Consider the following 15056-nt stretch of genomic DNA (forward strand, 5'->3'; position numbering starts at 1 on the left):
ATTCCCCTCTTCAGATGGCCGTTTCGGCCGTTGCATTCGTGGTTTCGGTCACCGGCTGATCGTTCAGATGGCACGCACTGACGTGACCGGCGGCATTTTTCTTGAGGACCGGCCGCTCCACACGGCAGCGGTCGAAAGCCTTCGGACAGCGGGGATGGAAATGGCATCCCGCCGGCGGGTGAAGCGGTGATGGGATCTCCCCTTTGATCGGCGTAAAGCTGCGCCGGCGGTCGGAGACATCGGGCAGTTCGCGGATCAGCGCCTGCGTATAGGGGTGTTTTGGATTGTTGAAGACTTCGTCCGGCGTGGCGCTTTCCACCACGCGGCCAAGGTACATGACGACGACTCGGTCGCAGATATGTTTCACCACCCCGAGATCGTGACTGATGAAGAGATAGGTGAGGCCGAATTCTCGCTTCAGGTCCATGAAGAGATTGAGGATCTGCGCCTGGATCGAGACGTCGAGGGCGGCGACCGACTCATCGCAGACCAGCAACTTCGGCTTCACGGCCAGTGCGCGGGCAATTCCGATGCGCTGGCGCTGCCCTCCGGAGAACTGGTGAGGATAGCGGTCGAGATAGGTGGCATCGAGGCCAACGCGTTCTGCAAGCGTAGCCACATACTCGCGCATCTCGCGGGCCTTGACGATGCCATGCACTTTGGGCGCCTCGCCGATCAGGTCGATCACCTTCTTGCGCGGGTTGAGCGTCGACATTGGATCCTGGAAGATCATCTGGGCACCAAGGCGCATGGCGCGCTTTTCCTCGCCTTCCAGCGCCGTCAGCGCCGTGCCTTGCCAGCGCACTTCGCCGTCGCTTGCCGGTATGATACCGGCCATGACGCGGCCGAGCGTCGACTTTCCGCAACCGGATTCGCCGACCAGGCCGACCACCTCACCCGGATAGACGGCGAGATCGACATGATCGACCGCGTGGACGGTCTTTTCCTCAAGGCCGGCACCAAACAGGTTGGCGATCTTTTCCGCATAGTCGAGTTTTCGTGAAAAGCGGCGGCTGACATCGGCTGCTTCGATAAGTGACGTCGTCATGCGGCTCTCCCGACATGTGGATGGAAGCAGCGAAATTCACGTCCGGCCGCGATTTCCGTCACGGGGTCGGTGGCGCAGATTTCGGTCGCGCGGGCACAGCGATCACGGAAGGCGCAGCCCGAGGGACGTGACAGAGGCGACGGCGCAAAACCCGGAATGGGACGCAACGGCTCGCCGCGCGGTACGGCGGCGGGAACGGCACACAGGAGGCCTGACGTGTAGGGATGGCGCGGCTCGGTCAGAACGCCGTCCACCTGCCCCGCCTCGACGATCTTGCCGGCATACATGACCATGACGCGGTCTGCGAGTGCGGCGACGACGCCGAGATCGTGGCTGATCCAGATCAGCGCCATGGCAAACTCAGCGGCGAGCCGCTTGATCTCGTAAAGGATCTGCGACTGGATCGTTACGTCGAGCGCGGTCGTCGGTTCATCGGCGATGATCAGGTCCGGCCGGTGCAGGAGGGCAATCGCGATCGCCACACGCTGACGCATGCCGCCTGAAAACTGGTGCGGATAAGAGTCCAACCGCTCGTCCGGCGACGGGATGCCGACAAGACCGAGCGCATCGCGCGAACGGGCGCGCGCCTCGGCGCGAGAAACCCTATCATGCGCCTGTACGGTTTCGATCATCTGGGTGCCGACAGACAGAACCGGGTTCAGCGTCATCATCGGATCCTGGAAGATCATCGCGATGCGTTTCCCCCTGATCGCTCGCATGGCGGTCGGCGGCATCTTCAAGAGATCCTCGCCGTTGAAAAGAACCTGGCCGGAGACGACACGACCTGGCGGATCGACGAGGCCGAGGATTGAGAAGCCGGTGATCGACTTGCCGGACCCAGATTCCCCGACTAGGCCGACGATTTCCCGCTGGCCGACCGTGAAGCTGACATCATCGACGGCTTTCAGTACGCCGCGTCGCGTCATGAAATGAGTGGAAAGGTTTTTGACTTGGAGAACCGGGGTCATCTTTCTCACCTCTCGCCCAGACGAGGGTTCAGCACTTCGCGGAGGCGATCGCCGACGATGTTGATCGAAAAGACGAGGATGAGCAGCAGCACGCCCGGATAGACGCTGATCCAGTATTCGCCGGACATTAGCAGCTGGTAACCGTTGGCGATGAGGAGGCCGAGGGAGGGCTCGGTGATCGGCAGGCCGATGCCGAGGAAGGAGAGCGTCGCTTCCGCCGAAATCGCGTTTGCCATCTGCAGCATACCGATGACGATCAGCGGCGGCAGGCAGTTGGGCAGGAGATGACCGAGGAGGATGCGCGGTGTCGAAAGGCCGAGCGTTCGTGCCGCCTCGACATAGTCCTTGTTCTTTTCGACGAGGGCTGCGCTGCGCACGGCCCGGGCGAAAGTTGCCCATTGCACGAGAACCAGCGCGAATATGACCTTCCAAAGCCCCTGTCCCAGCAGCGCCAGCAGCATCAGCGCGACGAGGATGGTCGGGAAGCCGAGCATCAGGTCGACGACACGCATGATCAACGCCTCGATTCGGCCGCCGAAATATGCAGCGATCAGGCCGAGCACGGTGCCGACGATGAGTGCGACGAGGCCAGAGAAGACGCCGACGCCGAGGCTGGTGCGCAGGCCATAGATCATCGCTGAGAACATATCGCGACCTTGCCCATCCGTACCGAGAAGATAGGTAAGCCCATCCAAGCTTTGAGAGCCGGGCGGCAACTTGGCGTCGAGAATGTCGAGGACGGCGAGATCAAAGGGATCTTGCGGCGTCAGGTAAGGGCCGACAATGGCGGCAAACAGCAGGACCACGCAAACGATGGCAGCGATCACCGCCTTCGGACTGCGGCCGATACCGACCACCAGACGGCCAAGCAGCATATCCTCGTTGAAAAGGGCGGCGACGCTCATGATGCATTTCCGAGGCGAACACGCGGATCGACCAGTGAATAGAGCACGTCGACCACGAAATTGATGAGGATGAAGAGACTGACGATGACCAGCAGATAAGCGACGACGACAGGGCGATCGAGTCGCATGATGCTGTCGATCAGCAGCTTGCCGATGCCTGGCCATGCAAAGATCGTCTCGGTAACAACGGCAAACGCGAGCATGCTTCCGAGCTCGAGCCCGATCACCGTGATCAACGGGATCAAAATGTTCTTGAAGACATGCACGAAGACGATGCGCTTTCCGGAGAGACCTTTGGCGCGGGCGAACTTGACGAAATCGAGCGGCATGGTTTCGCGAACGCCGGTGCGCGTCAGGCGGATCACCAAAGACAGCTTGAAGAGTGACAGATTGATCGCCGGCAAAATGAGGTGTTTCAGGCCGTCCAACGTGAAGAGACTGGAATGGATTCCGAGAAATTCGCCTGTTTGTCCGCGGCCCGTCGATGGCAGCCAGCCGAGCCAGACCGAGAAGATCATGATCAGCATCATGCCCTGCCAGAAGCTCGGCAGCGAAAAGCCGAAGATCGATCCCGTCATTATGACTTCGTCCGTCGCCGAATTCGGCTTCAGGCCGGACAGCAGACCCAGCGGAATCCCGATGATGAGCGCAAAGGCGAGACCGACCAGCGTCAGTTCCAGCGTCGCTGGCAGGCGTTCGAAAATCAGGCTGATCGAGGGGCGGTTGAAAACGAAAGAGCGCCCAAGGTCGCCGTGCAGGGCGTTCCAGCCGAAGGTGAAGAACTGTTCCCAAAGCGGCTTGTCGAGGCCCAGCGAGGCTACGACCTGAGCGCGCTCGGCGGGGCTCGCATCCGGGGCGATCAGCATTTCGGCCGGATCACCGATCGCGTAGATGCCGATGAAGACGATGACCGCGGTCACCAGAAGCACGGCGATGCTCTGAAGGAAGCGGCGAATAACGAACACCGTCATACCGTTCGCTCCGGCTTACATTTCGCCCGCCAAGGACAGATCCATTTCATGAACCGACGTTCCCTTTTTCTGTTTGTTGATGACGACGATAACGAGACCGAAAAGATGTGCAATATTATGAGCGGAACGCATTGACCTATGCGTTTCGCGCGCGCGCAAAAGCTGGCTGCCTGTCTGGCCTTGTGCTTTGCATGAACTTACCCATAGGATCGCGCCATGAATTTCCGGCAGCTCGAAATCTTCAAGACGATCATGGACACCGGCTCCACCATGGCGGCAGCCGCACAGCTCGGCCTGTCGCAATCGGCGATCAGCCGACAACTTGCATCGTTGGAGGAAGAGGTCGGCCGCGAGCTTTTCCTTCGGGACAAGGGTCGCCTGATACCCCGGCCTGAAGCACATCTGCTCGTCGACGAAGTCGATGAGATCGCCCAAAGCGTGTCGCGCCTTCGCGTCAAGATCGGCGATGTGAGATCCGGAGTCTTCGGAGAGGCCTTGGTTCGCGTGGCCTTTCCCCACAGCCTTTCGACCACGATGCTGCCGCCGCTTATTGCGCAGTTCAAGGCGGATCATCCACGGGTGACGGTCGAAATTCTGAGTGGTCCCTATGACGCGATCGAACGGCTGGTGCATAATCGCGTGGCCGATCTCGGTTTCGTGCGGCTGCCTGCAGAAAGCCATTCCTTCGATACGCGCCCGCTTTTCGTAAGCGGCACGACCTGTGTCATGCCGGCGAACCATCCACTCACGGGTAAGGCGGCGATCGATGTAAACGACCTTGCGCGCAATGATCTCATTCTGCTTGGCCGGCAACGGATCAACCGCAACGAACTCGAGCACGAATTGCGACGAATGGTGCCGTCCTATCGCTGCAGCCTCGAAGTTCATTCCGTGGAAACAGCATGCGCCTGCGCGGCTCAAGGGCTTGGAATCGCCATCGTCCCGTCGTTGATCGCCGAGTTTTTCCGAAACGAGGCGATCGCCATGCGTCCTTTCCTGCCGGACAAGGTCTCCGAATATGGCATCATCTCTCTACTCGGCGCCCCGCTCTCCTGGCCGGCGGAGGCATTTATAAACATCTTGAAGAACGGCGGCGGCAGGATAACGCCAAGTCAGATGATACCCCAGGCTCGGTAGCGGCCGCGGCCAGTGATTTCCCTGATACCGATCTCGTTGATCAGATTGAGCGCACCGCGCTGTGTCACGCCGAGCTGCCTGGCGACCATGGCCGCCGACACCATGGGACGCGCCAGGACGAAATCGGCAAGCTGCGGCAGGCTGCTGGTGGACCGGCGGCCGCGAAAGCGCAGCTCCATCTGCGCACGCGCCAGCGTCAGGCGGTCGATTTCCTTGAGACCCGTTGCTGCACTCTCGCGCATCGCATCGAGAAAGGCCCGGAGACGTGTGACCCGATCGCGCGCGCGACGGCGCTCGTGGCGGATCTGTTTCAGCCCGGCATGAAAGGAGAAGAGATGCGAGGCAAGCTTGCCTCTCGCGCGCAGGCTGCTGGCGATGAGGAGGCCGCCAAGCCAATGCTGGCGGCGCAGCGGCTCGATCCTCTCCCAGGCATCGAAGAGAAGGGCGGCAGCGAGGCTTGGCGGCAGCTCCTCGGCGAGCGGGATCAGTCCGCGCCATTCCTGAAGCCGTTCCTCCTCGTTCCATTCGTCGTCATCGAAGAGGCCGAGCGGATCATCATCGCGCCTCGCAGCGGCTTCCGTGAACGGCCCGTCTGAAACGGCCCTTCCGGCATGGCGATCGAGAAGCCTCTGCGAGCGGGCAAGCAGCGCATCGAGCTCGGCGATTTCGGCGGCGAGCGGGGCGTCGTCATCCTGATCGTCAAGTCTGCTCTCGGCAGGCGCAGGGTCATTCGCCTCCTGCTCCCTCCCTTTCTCTTCCAGCGCGTTCGCGGTGAGTACGCCAAGCCCGACGGGGCTCAAGGCCCAGGCCGGGTCAGCCGTCTCGATCCGCCGCCGGGTCCTGAGAACCGAGTGGGCGATCGTCAGCTCGTGGCTCGGCGCACGGCTATCCATATGGGCGTCGTGCAGGACGAGATCCTCGACATGAACAAGCTCGCCCGCCACCCACAAAGCACCAACCGCGTCAAAGAAATGGCTGCGTTCGGCAAAGCCCTGCCCGACCGGCGAGCGCGCCACACGCTCATCGAGCCGGGCCAAGGCATCCTCCGCCCCGGCAATGGTTGGAAGCAGCGTCTGGAGCGTTGCGGCATCAATATCGTAGCGCATTGTTAGGCTTAATGGAATCCTTCAAAGGGAAGCGAAACCCTCATTTGCTTCCGCCAGTTATCGCATGGCCGAAATGGACCGACAATGCCGTGCTCGAGACGACGATGGTTTTCACCTGGTTTTTCGGATTAGCGATGATTGTTCACTTGGTCACACCGGTGGACAGCCATTCAGCCATCCACTCCCACCCGCAAGGCGGGATCACGCCAGCGATCCCAGCCACGCTTGGCCGTTCGCCTTTGGAATCTATTTTCCAGTTTGCAGCTTGCTCGCTTTAAAGTCTTCATAGAGTTCGTCAAGGCGGCCTGAAAGATAGGCGCCAAAGTCCGGCGCATCACCGGTCCTCAAAGCAATCGTAAACGATGTGCCGGAGCTTTTGATGCGGCCGGCAATCTTGCCGCCGCTGGCCGGCTTCCAGTCATATTCCACGCTCTCAGGCTTGGCTTCTTCTTTCTTGGCAAGCTCGGCGATCACGAGTTCGAAACGACGGTCGCTCTCCACCGCGTTGAAGGTGGAGGATTGAATGAGCTTGCTCAAACGTGCGGCAGCGGCATCGGTCCAGTCCTGAGCCAGCGCCATCCATCGTCTGCGGCCGATGCCCGGAGCTGCACCGACAGCCTGAATGATATCGGCAGGGATCGCCTTCGCCACGGAGATCAGCTTCGACAGTTCCGTCTTGTCGGTCGAGAGCGCCTTCATGATGACGGGACGATCGAATTTCTTCAGTTCGAGATTGAGCGCGAAGACGGCCCGCTCGATATAGGAGAGATTGCGCCGCGCCGAGTTCTCGATACCCTGCGCGATCACGAGGTCCGTATCGTCCAGCTTGCGGATAACCGCCTGCACCTTGCGGCCGAGCAGTTTGACCGCCTGCAGGCGGCGATGACCGTAAGCGATCTGATAGCGTCCGTCATGATGCGGATTGCGCCGCACCAGGATCGGCACTTCCTGGCCGTTCTCGGCAATCGATTGCACGAGCTCGTCTTCCATATCGAGCGGCTCGTCGGCAATACGATCGCGAACGAAGGAGGAGTCGATCAACTCGGGATCGAGCTCGACAATATGTTCGCCGGACAGCAGGGCTTCTTCCATCGCCCTGCTCTCTTCCTCCATGCGGCCGAGCGTCAACGCCATAGTGCGCACCGGACCGGCAGCGCCACGCGCATTCGTCTCCTCAAAGTTGGCCGCGGCCAACTCCTGTGCCGTGTCGGTGAACAATCCTTTCAGTCGATCTCGTCTGCTCATGTGCGGCCCCATGCTTTATGGATGCTGGCAAGAATCTCGCCATTGGCGGCGTTAACCGATTCCAGTGCCCGGTCATAGGTGGAGCGGCGAACCTGCCCCTTCTCGATTTCATAGAGGGTCTGCTTGGTCAGGCCCGCATCGGCAATCGCTGTCGACTTCAAAATGGTCGCTGTCAGCACGTCATCCCCAAAGAGGCTGCGCAGGAGCGCAACGATCTGCGACTGTGGTGCATCGAAGGGCTCATGGCGAGTCACGACATATTTGATGAAATCATGCTGCAGATCGCCGCCCGCCTTGCGCACGACAGAAAGGAGATCGGAGGTCATCAACAGGAATTGCGACATGGAGGCGACATCGACCATCTGCGGATGAATGGTGATCAGCAGCGACGTCGCAGCGCAGACCGCACCCAGTGTCAGATAGCCGAGCTGCGGCGGACAGTCGATGACGACGATATCGTAATTAGCCTCGACCTCGGCAATAGCATTGCCGACGCGGCGGAAGAACAGTTCTTCCGGCTTCAGCCGTTCGTTGAGAGCGCGCGGTGTTTCATGCTCGAACTCCATCAGTTCGAGATTGCCGGGAACCAGATCCAGACCGTCGAAATAGGTCTTGCGCACGATATCCTTCAGCGGGCGCCGCTGCGCATCGTAGCGGATGGCGCCGTAAAGCGTGTCACCGTCCAAAAGGTCGAATTCCGGCTGGACGCCAAGCAACGAAGAGAGCGAGGCCTGCGGATCGAGATCGATCGCCAGCACACGGTATCCCTCTAGCGCCAGATGCTGCGCCAAATAAAGGGTGGTCGTAGTCTTGGCCGAACCGCCCTTGAAATTGGTGATGGCGATTGTCTGCAGCTTTTCTCCATCCCGCCGGCAGGGCAAATAGGAGAGCGCGTCCTTCGGTTTGATCTTCGCCATGTGCTGGCGCAGTTCGTTGATCTGGCGGAGCGTGTAGGAGCGGCGCCCATTGTGCGAGACATCTGGCTGCGGGCCCTTGCCATCGAGCGAAAGCTGGCGAAGATAACCGTCGGACACACCGATCATCTGCGCGGCTTCGCCTGACGTGAACGTCCTGAGCGTCTTCTGGGAAAGCGGCGGAAAGAGTTTTTCGCGCAGCAGCTTCAGCTGGCGAGAGAGCTGGGTGGCGTGCCGTTCGATGCGGACGTCTGTCGTCGATACGCTAATGTTGTCCAAAACACTTGCCCCTTCTTAAAGCGCTTTTCCGTCAACATAGCGTCAAAAAGCGTATCCTAGATGACATGATTCGGAACTCTCAACAATAAACGCTTCGCTACCACACAGAAAGAAAGTTGGCCGCGGCCAACTCGCCGCCCCACTTGCGAAAAACCCGCTTTAGCGGCACAACCCGCTGGAAATCATAGGACTGAGAACGTGAGGCACATCCATATCATTGGCATCGGCACGGGAAATCCCGAGCATCTGACCGTACAGGCGATCAACGCCATGAATGCGTCAGACGTTATTTTCATCCCGACCAAGGGAGCCGCGAAGGCCGATCTCGCCGAAGTCCGCCGAGAGATCTGCGACCGATATCTGACCCGCGAAGACATTCACATTGTCGAATTCGAGATGCCGAAACGGGCGACTAAGGATCGAAGCTATGGTGGGAGCGTGGACGACTGGCACGCGGCAATCGCCCGGATCTACGGAGGCCTGATCGCCGATCTGCCGGAGGCTGGAGCCGGAGCTTTTCTCGTCTGGGGCGACCCGAGCCTCTATGATAGCACGATCCGCATCGTGGAGCGGGTCCGCGCGGCCGGCGCCATCCCGTTCGACTACAGCGTCGTGCCCGGCATCACCAGCATCCAGGCGCTGGCTGCAAGCCATCGCATTCCCGTCAATCTCGTCGGCAAGCCGGTCGAGATTACCACCGGGCGAAGAGTGATTGGGGAAGGGCTGACGCATGAGAGCACGATCGTGATGCTTGATGGCGAGCAGGCCTTCTCGAAGATCGATGATCCCGATGCTGAAATCTTCTGGGGCGCTTATCTCGGCACGAAGGACGAGATCATCCGCTCTGGCCGCCTCGGCGATGTGGCCGAGGAGATAGTCCAGCTCCGTGCAGAAGAACGCGCGCGGCATGGCTGGATCATGGACATCTATCTCCTGCGCAAGGGACGGGATTTCGAAGACTGAATGTCCCGCTCACGGAGCCGATCTCGCTTTGCTGCATCCGGCGCGATCCTATAAAACATGAGCTCAAGGATGGATGAATGCGCAGCGCTCACGGCAAAATTTCGAACGCAGAGAAAGCCTATATAGCAGGCATGCAGCGTGGTGCCTGCCCGACGCTTGCCGCACCCATGCAGACCGGCGACGGCCTGCTCGTGCGTCTGCGCCCGGCTGGGGGTGCGCTCACGATCGCCCAGTTACGGGAACTGGCCTCGGCGGCTGCGCGACACGGAAACGGCATTCTGGAAATCACCGCCCGCGGCAATCTGCAGATCCGCGGTCTTAGCACCGATACCGTCAGGCCGCTGGCAGCAGAGATCGATGCTGCCGGCATCGTCGTGCCTGATGGGGTGACGATCGAGATCTCGCCGCTGCATGGCATCGATGGCGATGCGATCGGCGATGCGGCAGTCATGGAAGCGGCTGTGCGCAGCAAGCTCGGCGTCCTTCTCAACTCCCCGCATCTTGCCCCGAAACTCTCCATCTTGGTCGACGGCGGCGGACGATTTTCGCTTTCTGCCCTCATTGCCGATATCCGCATCGTCGCGCAGCAACCGGGACAATGGCTCCTGTCCATAGCCGGCGATGAAGAGACTGCGACACCGCTCGCGATCGGTGGGCCCGAGGCCGTGGCAGCTGCCGCAGGTGACCTGCTTGAGTTGCTGACAGCGCGCGGCAGGCAAACACGCCCCCGCGACATCGCCGCAACAACGTTGTATGCACATTTTCCGCAGATCGATAGCATTCGATCCATTCCGCCGGCGCCCAGCAGATCGTCCTATGTCGGCGTGACAAGACTGAGGACCGGCATCGCCGTGCTTGGCGTGCGGCTGAAATTCGGGCAGGCCCGGGCTGCCGATCTGATCTCTTTCCTGGCGTCAGCCGAAAGTGCAGGCGCGCGCGAGATCCGATTGGCTCCTGATCGCGGCTTCTTCCTGATCGGACTGCCCGAGAGCGAAATGCCGGCTATGCAACAAGCAGCCGTCGATCACGGCTTCAGCGTCACGGCTAAGGAGCCGGCCGAGCAGATTGCCGCCTGCGCCGGGGCAGGGGCCTGTGCCTCCGCCTTCTATGATACCAGAGCACTTGCCAGTCAATTGATCGACCGGGTTCCCGATCTCTTCGACGGGTCGTTGAAGCTCCATCTCTCCGGCTGCGCCAAGGGCTGTGCGCATCGGCGTGCCGATCTCGTGATTGCCGGCTCGACTGAGGGCTACGGTTTTGTCCTTGATGGGCTCGCCGCCAACAGCCCGGCAGCAAGGATTGCTGGCGGACGGATCGATTTCGCTATAGAGAAGCTCGCCCGTCTGATCGAAGACAAAAGAGGTGCGGGCGAGTCGAGTGCCGATTGCCTGAAGAGGCTCGGGCCTATCGGCCTCGCCGAAGCGCTGCAACAGGAATAAAAATGCCAGACTACGACTATATCCGCAGCGGAGACGCGATCTATGAGCGCTCCTTCGCGATCATTCGCAGCGAAGCCGACCTCTCGCATTTCTCGCCCGAGGAGGCCGAAATCGCTGTTCGCATGATCCACGCCTGCGGCCTGGTCGAAGCAGCACAGAATTTCGTCTTCTCGCCCGGCTTCGTGCACGCCGCGCGGGTCGCTCTCCAGGATGGTGCGCCGATCTTCTGCGATGCGGAGATGGTGGCCCATGGCGTGACACGCGCCCGCCTGCCGGCGAAGAACGAGGTGATCTGCACGCTGCATGATCCCCGCACGCACGAACTTGCCCACGAGAGCGGCAATACCCGCTCTGCTGCCGCCATTAACCTCTGGCTCGACCGGCTCGGCGGCAGCATCGTTGCGATCGGCAATGCGCCGACCGCGCTCTTTCATCTTCTTGAACTCCTGCGCGATGGCGCACCGAAACCGGCAGCAATCATCGGCATGCCGGTTGGCTTTGTCGGGGCCGCCGAATCCAAGGATGCGCTTGCCGAGCAATCCTACGGCGTTCCCTTTGCCATTGTGCGCGGACGTCTCGGCGGTAGCGCCATGACGGCGGCGGCCATCAATGCGCTTTCGAGGCCCGGCCTATGAGCGGTTCTCTGATCGGCGTCGGCACCGGACCCGGCGATCCCGAACTTCTAACCCTCAAGGCCGTGCGCGCCATCGAGAGCGCCGATGTCATCGCCTATTTCGCCAAGCGGGGAAGGGGCGGGAACGGCAAGGCGATCGTTGAAAATCTGCTGAAGCCTGGCGTCGAGCTGCTGCCGCTCTATTATCCGGTCACCACCGAGATCGACAAGAACGACCCGCTCTACCAGCGCCGGATCACCGACTTCTACAACGCTTCCGCCGAAGCCGTCGCCCGTCATCTCGATGCCGGCCGGAGGGTCGCGGTGCTCAGCGAAGGCGATCCACTCTTCTACGGCTCCTACATGCATCTGCATGTGCGCCTGTCGCAGCGCTATCCGACCCAAGTGATCCCCGGCATCAGCGCCATGTCCGGCTGCTGGTCATCGGCGGGCATGCCGATCGTGCAGGGCGATGACGTGCTCTCAGTACTGCCAGGAACGATGGCGGAACAGGAGCTGACCCGCCGGCTGACGGACACCGAGGCTGCCGTCATCATGAAGGTCGGCCGCAACCTGCCGAAGATCCGCCGCGCGCTGCAGGCTGCCGGCCGCCTTGACGACGCCCTCTATGTCGAGCGCGGCACGATGGCCAATGCCGCCATGGTTAAGCTGTCCGAACGCGACGAGACCGAAGCGCCCTATTTCTCGCTCGTGCTGGTGCCCGGCTGGGAGGCCCGCCGATGAGCGGCCGGCTTTTCGTGATCGGCACCGGTCCCGGCAATCCGGAGCAGATGACGCCGGAAGCCAGTGCAGCCGTCGAGGCCGCGAGCGACTTCTTCGGCTATGGCCCCTATCTCGATCGGTTGAAGTTGCGCGCCGGCCAGACGCGGCATGTCTCCGACAATCGCGAGGAGCTGGACAGGGCAGGGGCCGCATTGACGATGGCCGCCAAGGGTGCGGATGTCTGCGTCGTCTCTGGCGGCGATCCCGGTGTTTTCGCCATGGCCGCTGCCGTCTGCGAGGCGATCGACAAGGGACCGGCCGAATGGCGGGGCGTCGATCTCGTGATCCTGCCCGGCATCACCGCCATGCTGGCGGTCGCAGCCCGCGTCGGGGCCCCGCTCGGTCACGATTTCTGCGCCATATCGCTCTCGGACAATTTGAAGCCCTGGCCCGTCATCGAGAACCGCCTGGAACTTGCGGCACGCGCCGGCTTCGTCATCGCCCTTTATAATCCGATCAGCAAGGCGCGGCCCTGGCAGCTCGGCAAGGCCTTCGAGCTTCTGCGCCAGCATCTGCCGGCAACGACACCAGTTGTCTTCGGACGGGCGGCCGGGCGGCCCGACGAGCGGATCATCGTGCAGTTGCTTGAGAAAGCCGATGCCAGCGTCGCCGACATGGCGACCTGTGTCATCATCGGATCGCCCGAGACGCGGGTGATAAGCCGCGAAGGGAAAGAGGATCTCATCTATACGCCGCGCTTCATGGGCGAGGACAAAAGATGATCGATCGCTTCGAGCGCCGCTTCGACCGTTTCCACCGAAGTCATGGCGACCGCCGGCGCGCGGGCAATCACGATGAGCTTGGCGCCGAGGAGACGGGCGGCCTCAATCTTGGCATAGGCGGCCGAACCGCCGCTATTCTTGGTGACGACAGCATCGATGCGATGTTTCCGCATGAGTTCGATCTCGCCCTCAAGCGTGAAGGGGCCGCGGTCGAGCACATATGCGACGTCCGTCAGAAGGAGCGGCGGTTCGACGGGATCGACACTGCGCACCAGATAAAAATGCTGCGGGGCGACCTCGGCATGATGAGCGCCCTGGCGTCCGGTCGCAAGAAAGACGCGGCGAGGGGCGGGGCCAAGTGCTGCGATTGCAGCAGGGATGTCAGACACGATATGCCAATGGTCGCCGGGTTCCGGGACCCATTCGGGACGGACCAGGACGATCGCGGCAACGCCGCTGCGTGCGGCTGCAGCTGCAGCATTGGCCGAAATGCGTTCGGCGAAGGGATGGGTAGCATCGATCAAAAGGTCGTAGCGTTCGGCCGTCAGAAAATCGGCAAGGCCTTGCGCACCGCCGAAGCCGCCGATACGGACGGGAACGGGCTGTCGGACAGGAGTTTCCGTTCGACCGGCCAGCGACAGAAGGATATCGAGATCGTCTCGCTTGGCGAGTTCGGCGGCAAGCCTGCGCGCTTCCCTCGTGCCGCCGAGGATGAGAATGCGGGTCTTGTCCATGTCTGATTTGTCTCCCACCGGCCCGCGCTGGCTCACTCTTATCGGCATCGGCGAGAATGGTCCAGAAGGCCTTGGCGATGAAGCAAAGGGCCTGATCGCAGCCGCCACCGTTGTGTTCGGCGGGACACGTCACCATGACCTGGTCAAAACACTGATTTCCGGAGAGCGATTGACCTGGCAGAGCCCTTTCGAAAAATCGGTTGAAGAAATCCTGGCGCGGCGTGGAACGCCTGTCGTCGTCCTGGCTTCGGGCGATCCGTTCCTCTATGGCGTCGGCGCGACGCTTTCGCGGCATGTTGCGGCAGAGGAAATCCGCACCATTCCCGCGCCCTCCGCTTTCAGCCTTGCCGCCTCGCGCCTCGGCTGGCCGCTGCAGGAGACGGCCTGTGTTTCACTGCATGGACGGCCGCTCGATCTCATCCGCCCGCATCTGCATGCCGACAGGCGCATTCTGGCACTGACATCAGACGAAAACGGACCACGGGCGCTTGCCGCGCTACTTGCTGCCAACGGCTTTGCCGACACGCGGCTGACGATTCTGGAAGCGCTCGGCGGCAGGCGGGAGAGAATCCGGAGCACGACGGCAGGTCATTTCGACCTTGCCGATATCGACCCCTTGAATGTCTGTGCGCTCGATGTCGTCGGGGGGCCGGGAGCTCGTATCCTGCCTTATATTAGCGGCCTCGAAGACGAACTCTTCGAACATGACGGACAGATCACCAAGCGGGAAATCCGCGCCGTCACCCTATCGGCGCTTGCGCCGCGTCATGGCGAGCTGCTCTGGGACATCGGCGCCGGCTCGGGATCTGTTGGTATCGAGTGGATGCTTGCCGATCCGTCGCTGAGGGCAATCGCTGTCGAGCAGTCGCCGGAGCGGGCAGCCCGCATTGCCCGCAATGCGGCTGCGTTCGGCGTGCCCCAGCTTGCCCTCGTCGAGGGCATCGCCCCTGCGGCCCTGATGGGACTGCCGGCACCGGATACGATCTTCATTGGCGGCGGCGGCAGCGAGGCTGGCGTGATGGATGCGGCAATCGCAGCGCTAAAGCCGGGCGGACGTCTCGTCGCCAACGCCGTGACGCTTGAAATGGAAGCGGTACTGCTGGCTCAATATGCGGCACGCGGCGGCTCACTTACCAAAATCGAAATATCACGCGCAGCATCCGTCGGCGGCATGAGCGGCTGGCGGCCGGCCTTGCCGGTGACGCAATGGCGTTGGATCAAGGAATAGA

At 61.6% G+C, this 15056-nt stretch carries 15 protein-coding genes; 7 read left to right on the top strand and 8 right to left on the bottom strand.

From position 1 onward, the window contains the following. Window positions 1–10: 10 nt before the first annotated feature. The 4 genes from FHX08_RS20710 to FHX08_RS20725 are packed head-to-tail and all read right to left on the bottom strand — an operon-like array spanning window position 11 to window position 3892. Entirely contained in the window at window positions 11–1048 is a 1038-nt protein-coding gene (locus FHX08_RS20710) for an ABC transporter ATP-binding protein (protein WP_132656389.1), read from the bottom strand. Then, the gene (locus FHX08_RS20715) at window positions 1045–2016 is read right to left on the bottom strand and encodes an ABC transporter ATP-binding protein (protein ID WP_132656391.1); all 972 of its coding nucleotides are present in this window, start codon (window positions 2014–2016) and stop codon (window positions 1045–1047) included. Before FHX08_RS20715 ends, FHX08_RS20710 begins: the two co-directional genes overlap by 4 nt. 5 nt (window positions 2017–2021) lie before the next feature. Beyond that, window positions 2022–2921 carry an ABC transporter permease gene (locus FHX08_RS20720; protein WP_132656393.1) on the bottom strand — a complete coding sequence of 300 codons (900 nt, stop codon included), beginning with the start codon at window positions 2919–2921 and terminating at the stop codon, window positions 2022–2024. Continuing rightward, complete coding sequence (locus tag FHX08_RS20725) at window positions 2918–3892, bottom strand: ABC transporter permease (RefSeq protein ID WP_132656395.1); 975 nt, start codon at window positions 3890–3892, stop codon at window positions 2918–2920. Before FHX08_RS20725 ends, FHX08_RS20720 begins: the two co-directional genes overlap by 4 nt. 216 nt (window positions 3893–4108) lie before the next feature. Between FHX08_RS20725 and FHX08_RS20730 the strand changes: the two genes are divergently transcribed. Further along, window positions 4109–5029 (top strand): LysR family transcriptional regulator, encoded by a 921-nt coding sequence (locus tag FHX08_RS20730; protein WP_132656397.1) that lies wholly within the window; start codon window positions 4109–4111, stop codon window positions 5027–5029. Here the strand turns inward: FHX08_RS20730 and FHX08_RS20735 are convergent. From FHX08_RS20735 to repA, 3 genes are all read right to left on the bottom strand, one after another. Further along, the gene (locus FHX08_RS20735) at window positions 5005–6135 is read right to left on the bottom strand and encodes an RHE_PE00001 family protein (protein ID WP_132656399.1); all 1131 of its coding nucleotides are present in this window, start codon (window positions 6133–6135) and stop codon (window positions 5005–5007) included. The two genes, FHX08_RS20730 and FHX08_RS20735, sit on opposite strands and share 25 nt — an antisense overlap. Window positions 6136–6381: 246 nt before the next feature. Continuing rightward, window positions 6382–7380 carry a plasmid partitioning protein RepB gene (gene repB, locus FHX08_RS20740; RefSeq protein WP_132656401.1) on the bottom strand — a complete coding sequence of 333 codons (999 nt, stop codon included), beginning with the start codon at window positions 7378–7380 and terminating at the stop codon, window positions 6382–6384. Next, on the bottom strand, window positions 7377–8573 hold the full coding sequence (gene repA / locus FHX08_RS20745) for a plasmid partitioning protein RepA (RefSeq protein WP_132656403.1): 1197 nt from the start codon (window positions 8571–8573) through the stop codon (window positions 7377–7379). Before repA ends, repB begins: the two co-directional genes overlap by 4 nt. Window positions 8574–8771: 198 nt before the next feature. Here repA and cobF point away from each other — a divergent pair, with 198 nt between their 5' ends. From cobF to FHX08_RS20770, 5 genes are all read left to right on the top strand, one after another. After that, complete coding sequence (gene cobF, locus FHX08_RS20750) at window positions 8772–9536, top strand: precorrin-6A synthase (deacetylating) (RefSeq protein WP_132656405.1); 765 nt, start codon at window positions 8772–8774, stop codon at window positions 9534–9536. Between the two features lie 77 nt (window positions 9537–9613). Further along, window positions 9614–10975 carry a precorrin-3B synthase gene (cobG, locus tag FHX08_RS20755; protein ID WP_132656407.1) on the top strand — a complete coding sequence of 454 codons (1362 nt, stop codon included), beginning with the start codon at window positions 9614–9616 and terminating at the stop codon, window positions 10973–10975. Window positions 10976–10977: 2 nt separating this feature from the next. Continuing rightward, window positions 10978–11610 (top strand): precorrin-8X methylmutase, encoded by a 633-nt coding sequence (locus FHX08_RS20760; protein ID WP_132656409.1) that lies wholly within the window; start codon window positions 10978–10980, stop codon window positions 11608–11610. Then, window positions 11607–12332 (top strand): precorrin-2 C(20)-methyltransferase, encoded by a 726-nt coding sequence (locus FHX08_RS20765; RefSeq protein ID WP_132656411.1) that lies wholly within the window; start codon window positions 11607–11609, stop codon window positions 12330–12332. The genes FHX08_RS20760 and FHX08_RS20765 overlap by 4 nt, the downstream gene beginning before the upstream one ends. Next, a complete protein-coding gene (locus FHX08_RS20770) occupies window positions 12329–13093 on the top strand; it encodes a precorrin-3B C(17)-methyltransferase (RefSeq protein ID WP_132656413.1) in 765 nt (254 codons plus the stop codon). Before FHX08_RS20765 ends, FHX08_RS20770 begins: the two co-directional genes overlap by 4 nt. Here the strand turns inward: FHX08_RS20770 and FHX08_RS20775 are convergent. Further along, a complete protein-coding gene (locus FHX08_RS20775) occupies window positions 13057–13827 on the bottom strand; it encodes a cobalt-precorrin-6A reductase (protein WP_132656415.1) in 771 nt (256 codons plus the stop codon). The genes FHX08_RS20770 and FHX08_RS20775 overlap by 37 nt on opposite strands. Here FHX08_RS20775 and cbiE point away from each other — a divergent pair. Next, window positions 13826–15055: a precorrin-6y C5,15-methyltransferase (decarboxylating) subunit CbiE gene (cbiE, locus tag FHX08_RS20780; protein ID WP_132656417.1), complete on the top strand. Its 1230-nt coding sequence runs from the start codon at window positions 13826–13828 to the stop codon at window positions 15053–15055. The two genes, FHX08_RS20775 and cbiE, sit on opposite strands and share 2 nt — an antisense overlap. Window position 15056 lies beyond the last annotated feature (1 nt).

This window comes from Rhizobium sp. BK529, assembly GCF_014194105.1.
In the GTDB taxonomy this organism is placed as follows: Bacteria; Pseudomonadota; Alphaproteobacteria; order Rhizobiales; family Rhizobiaceae; genus Rhizobium.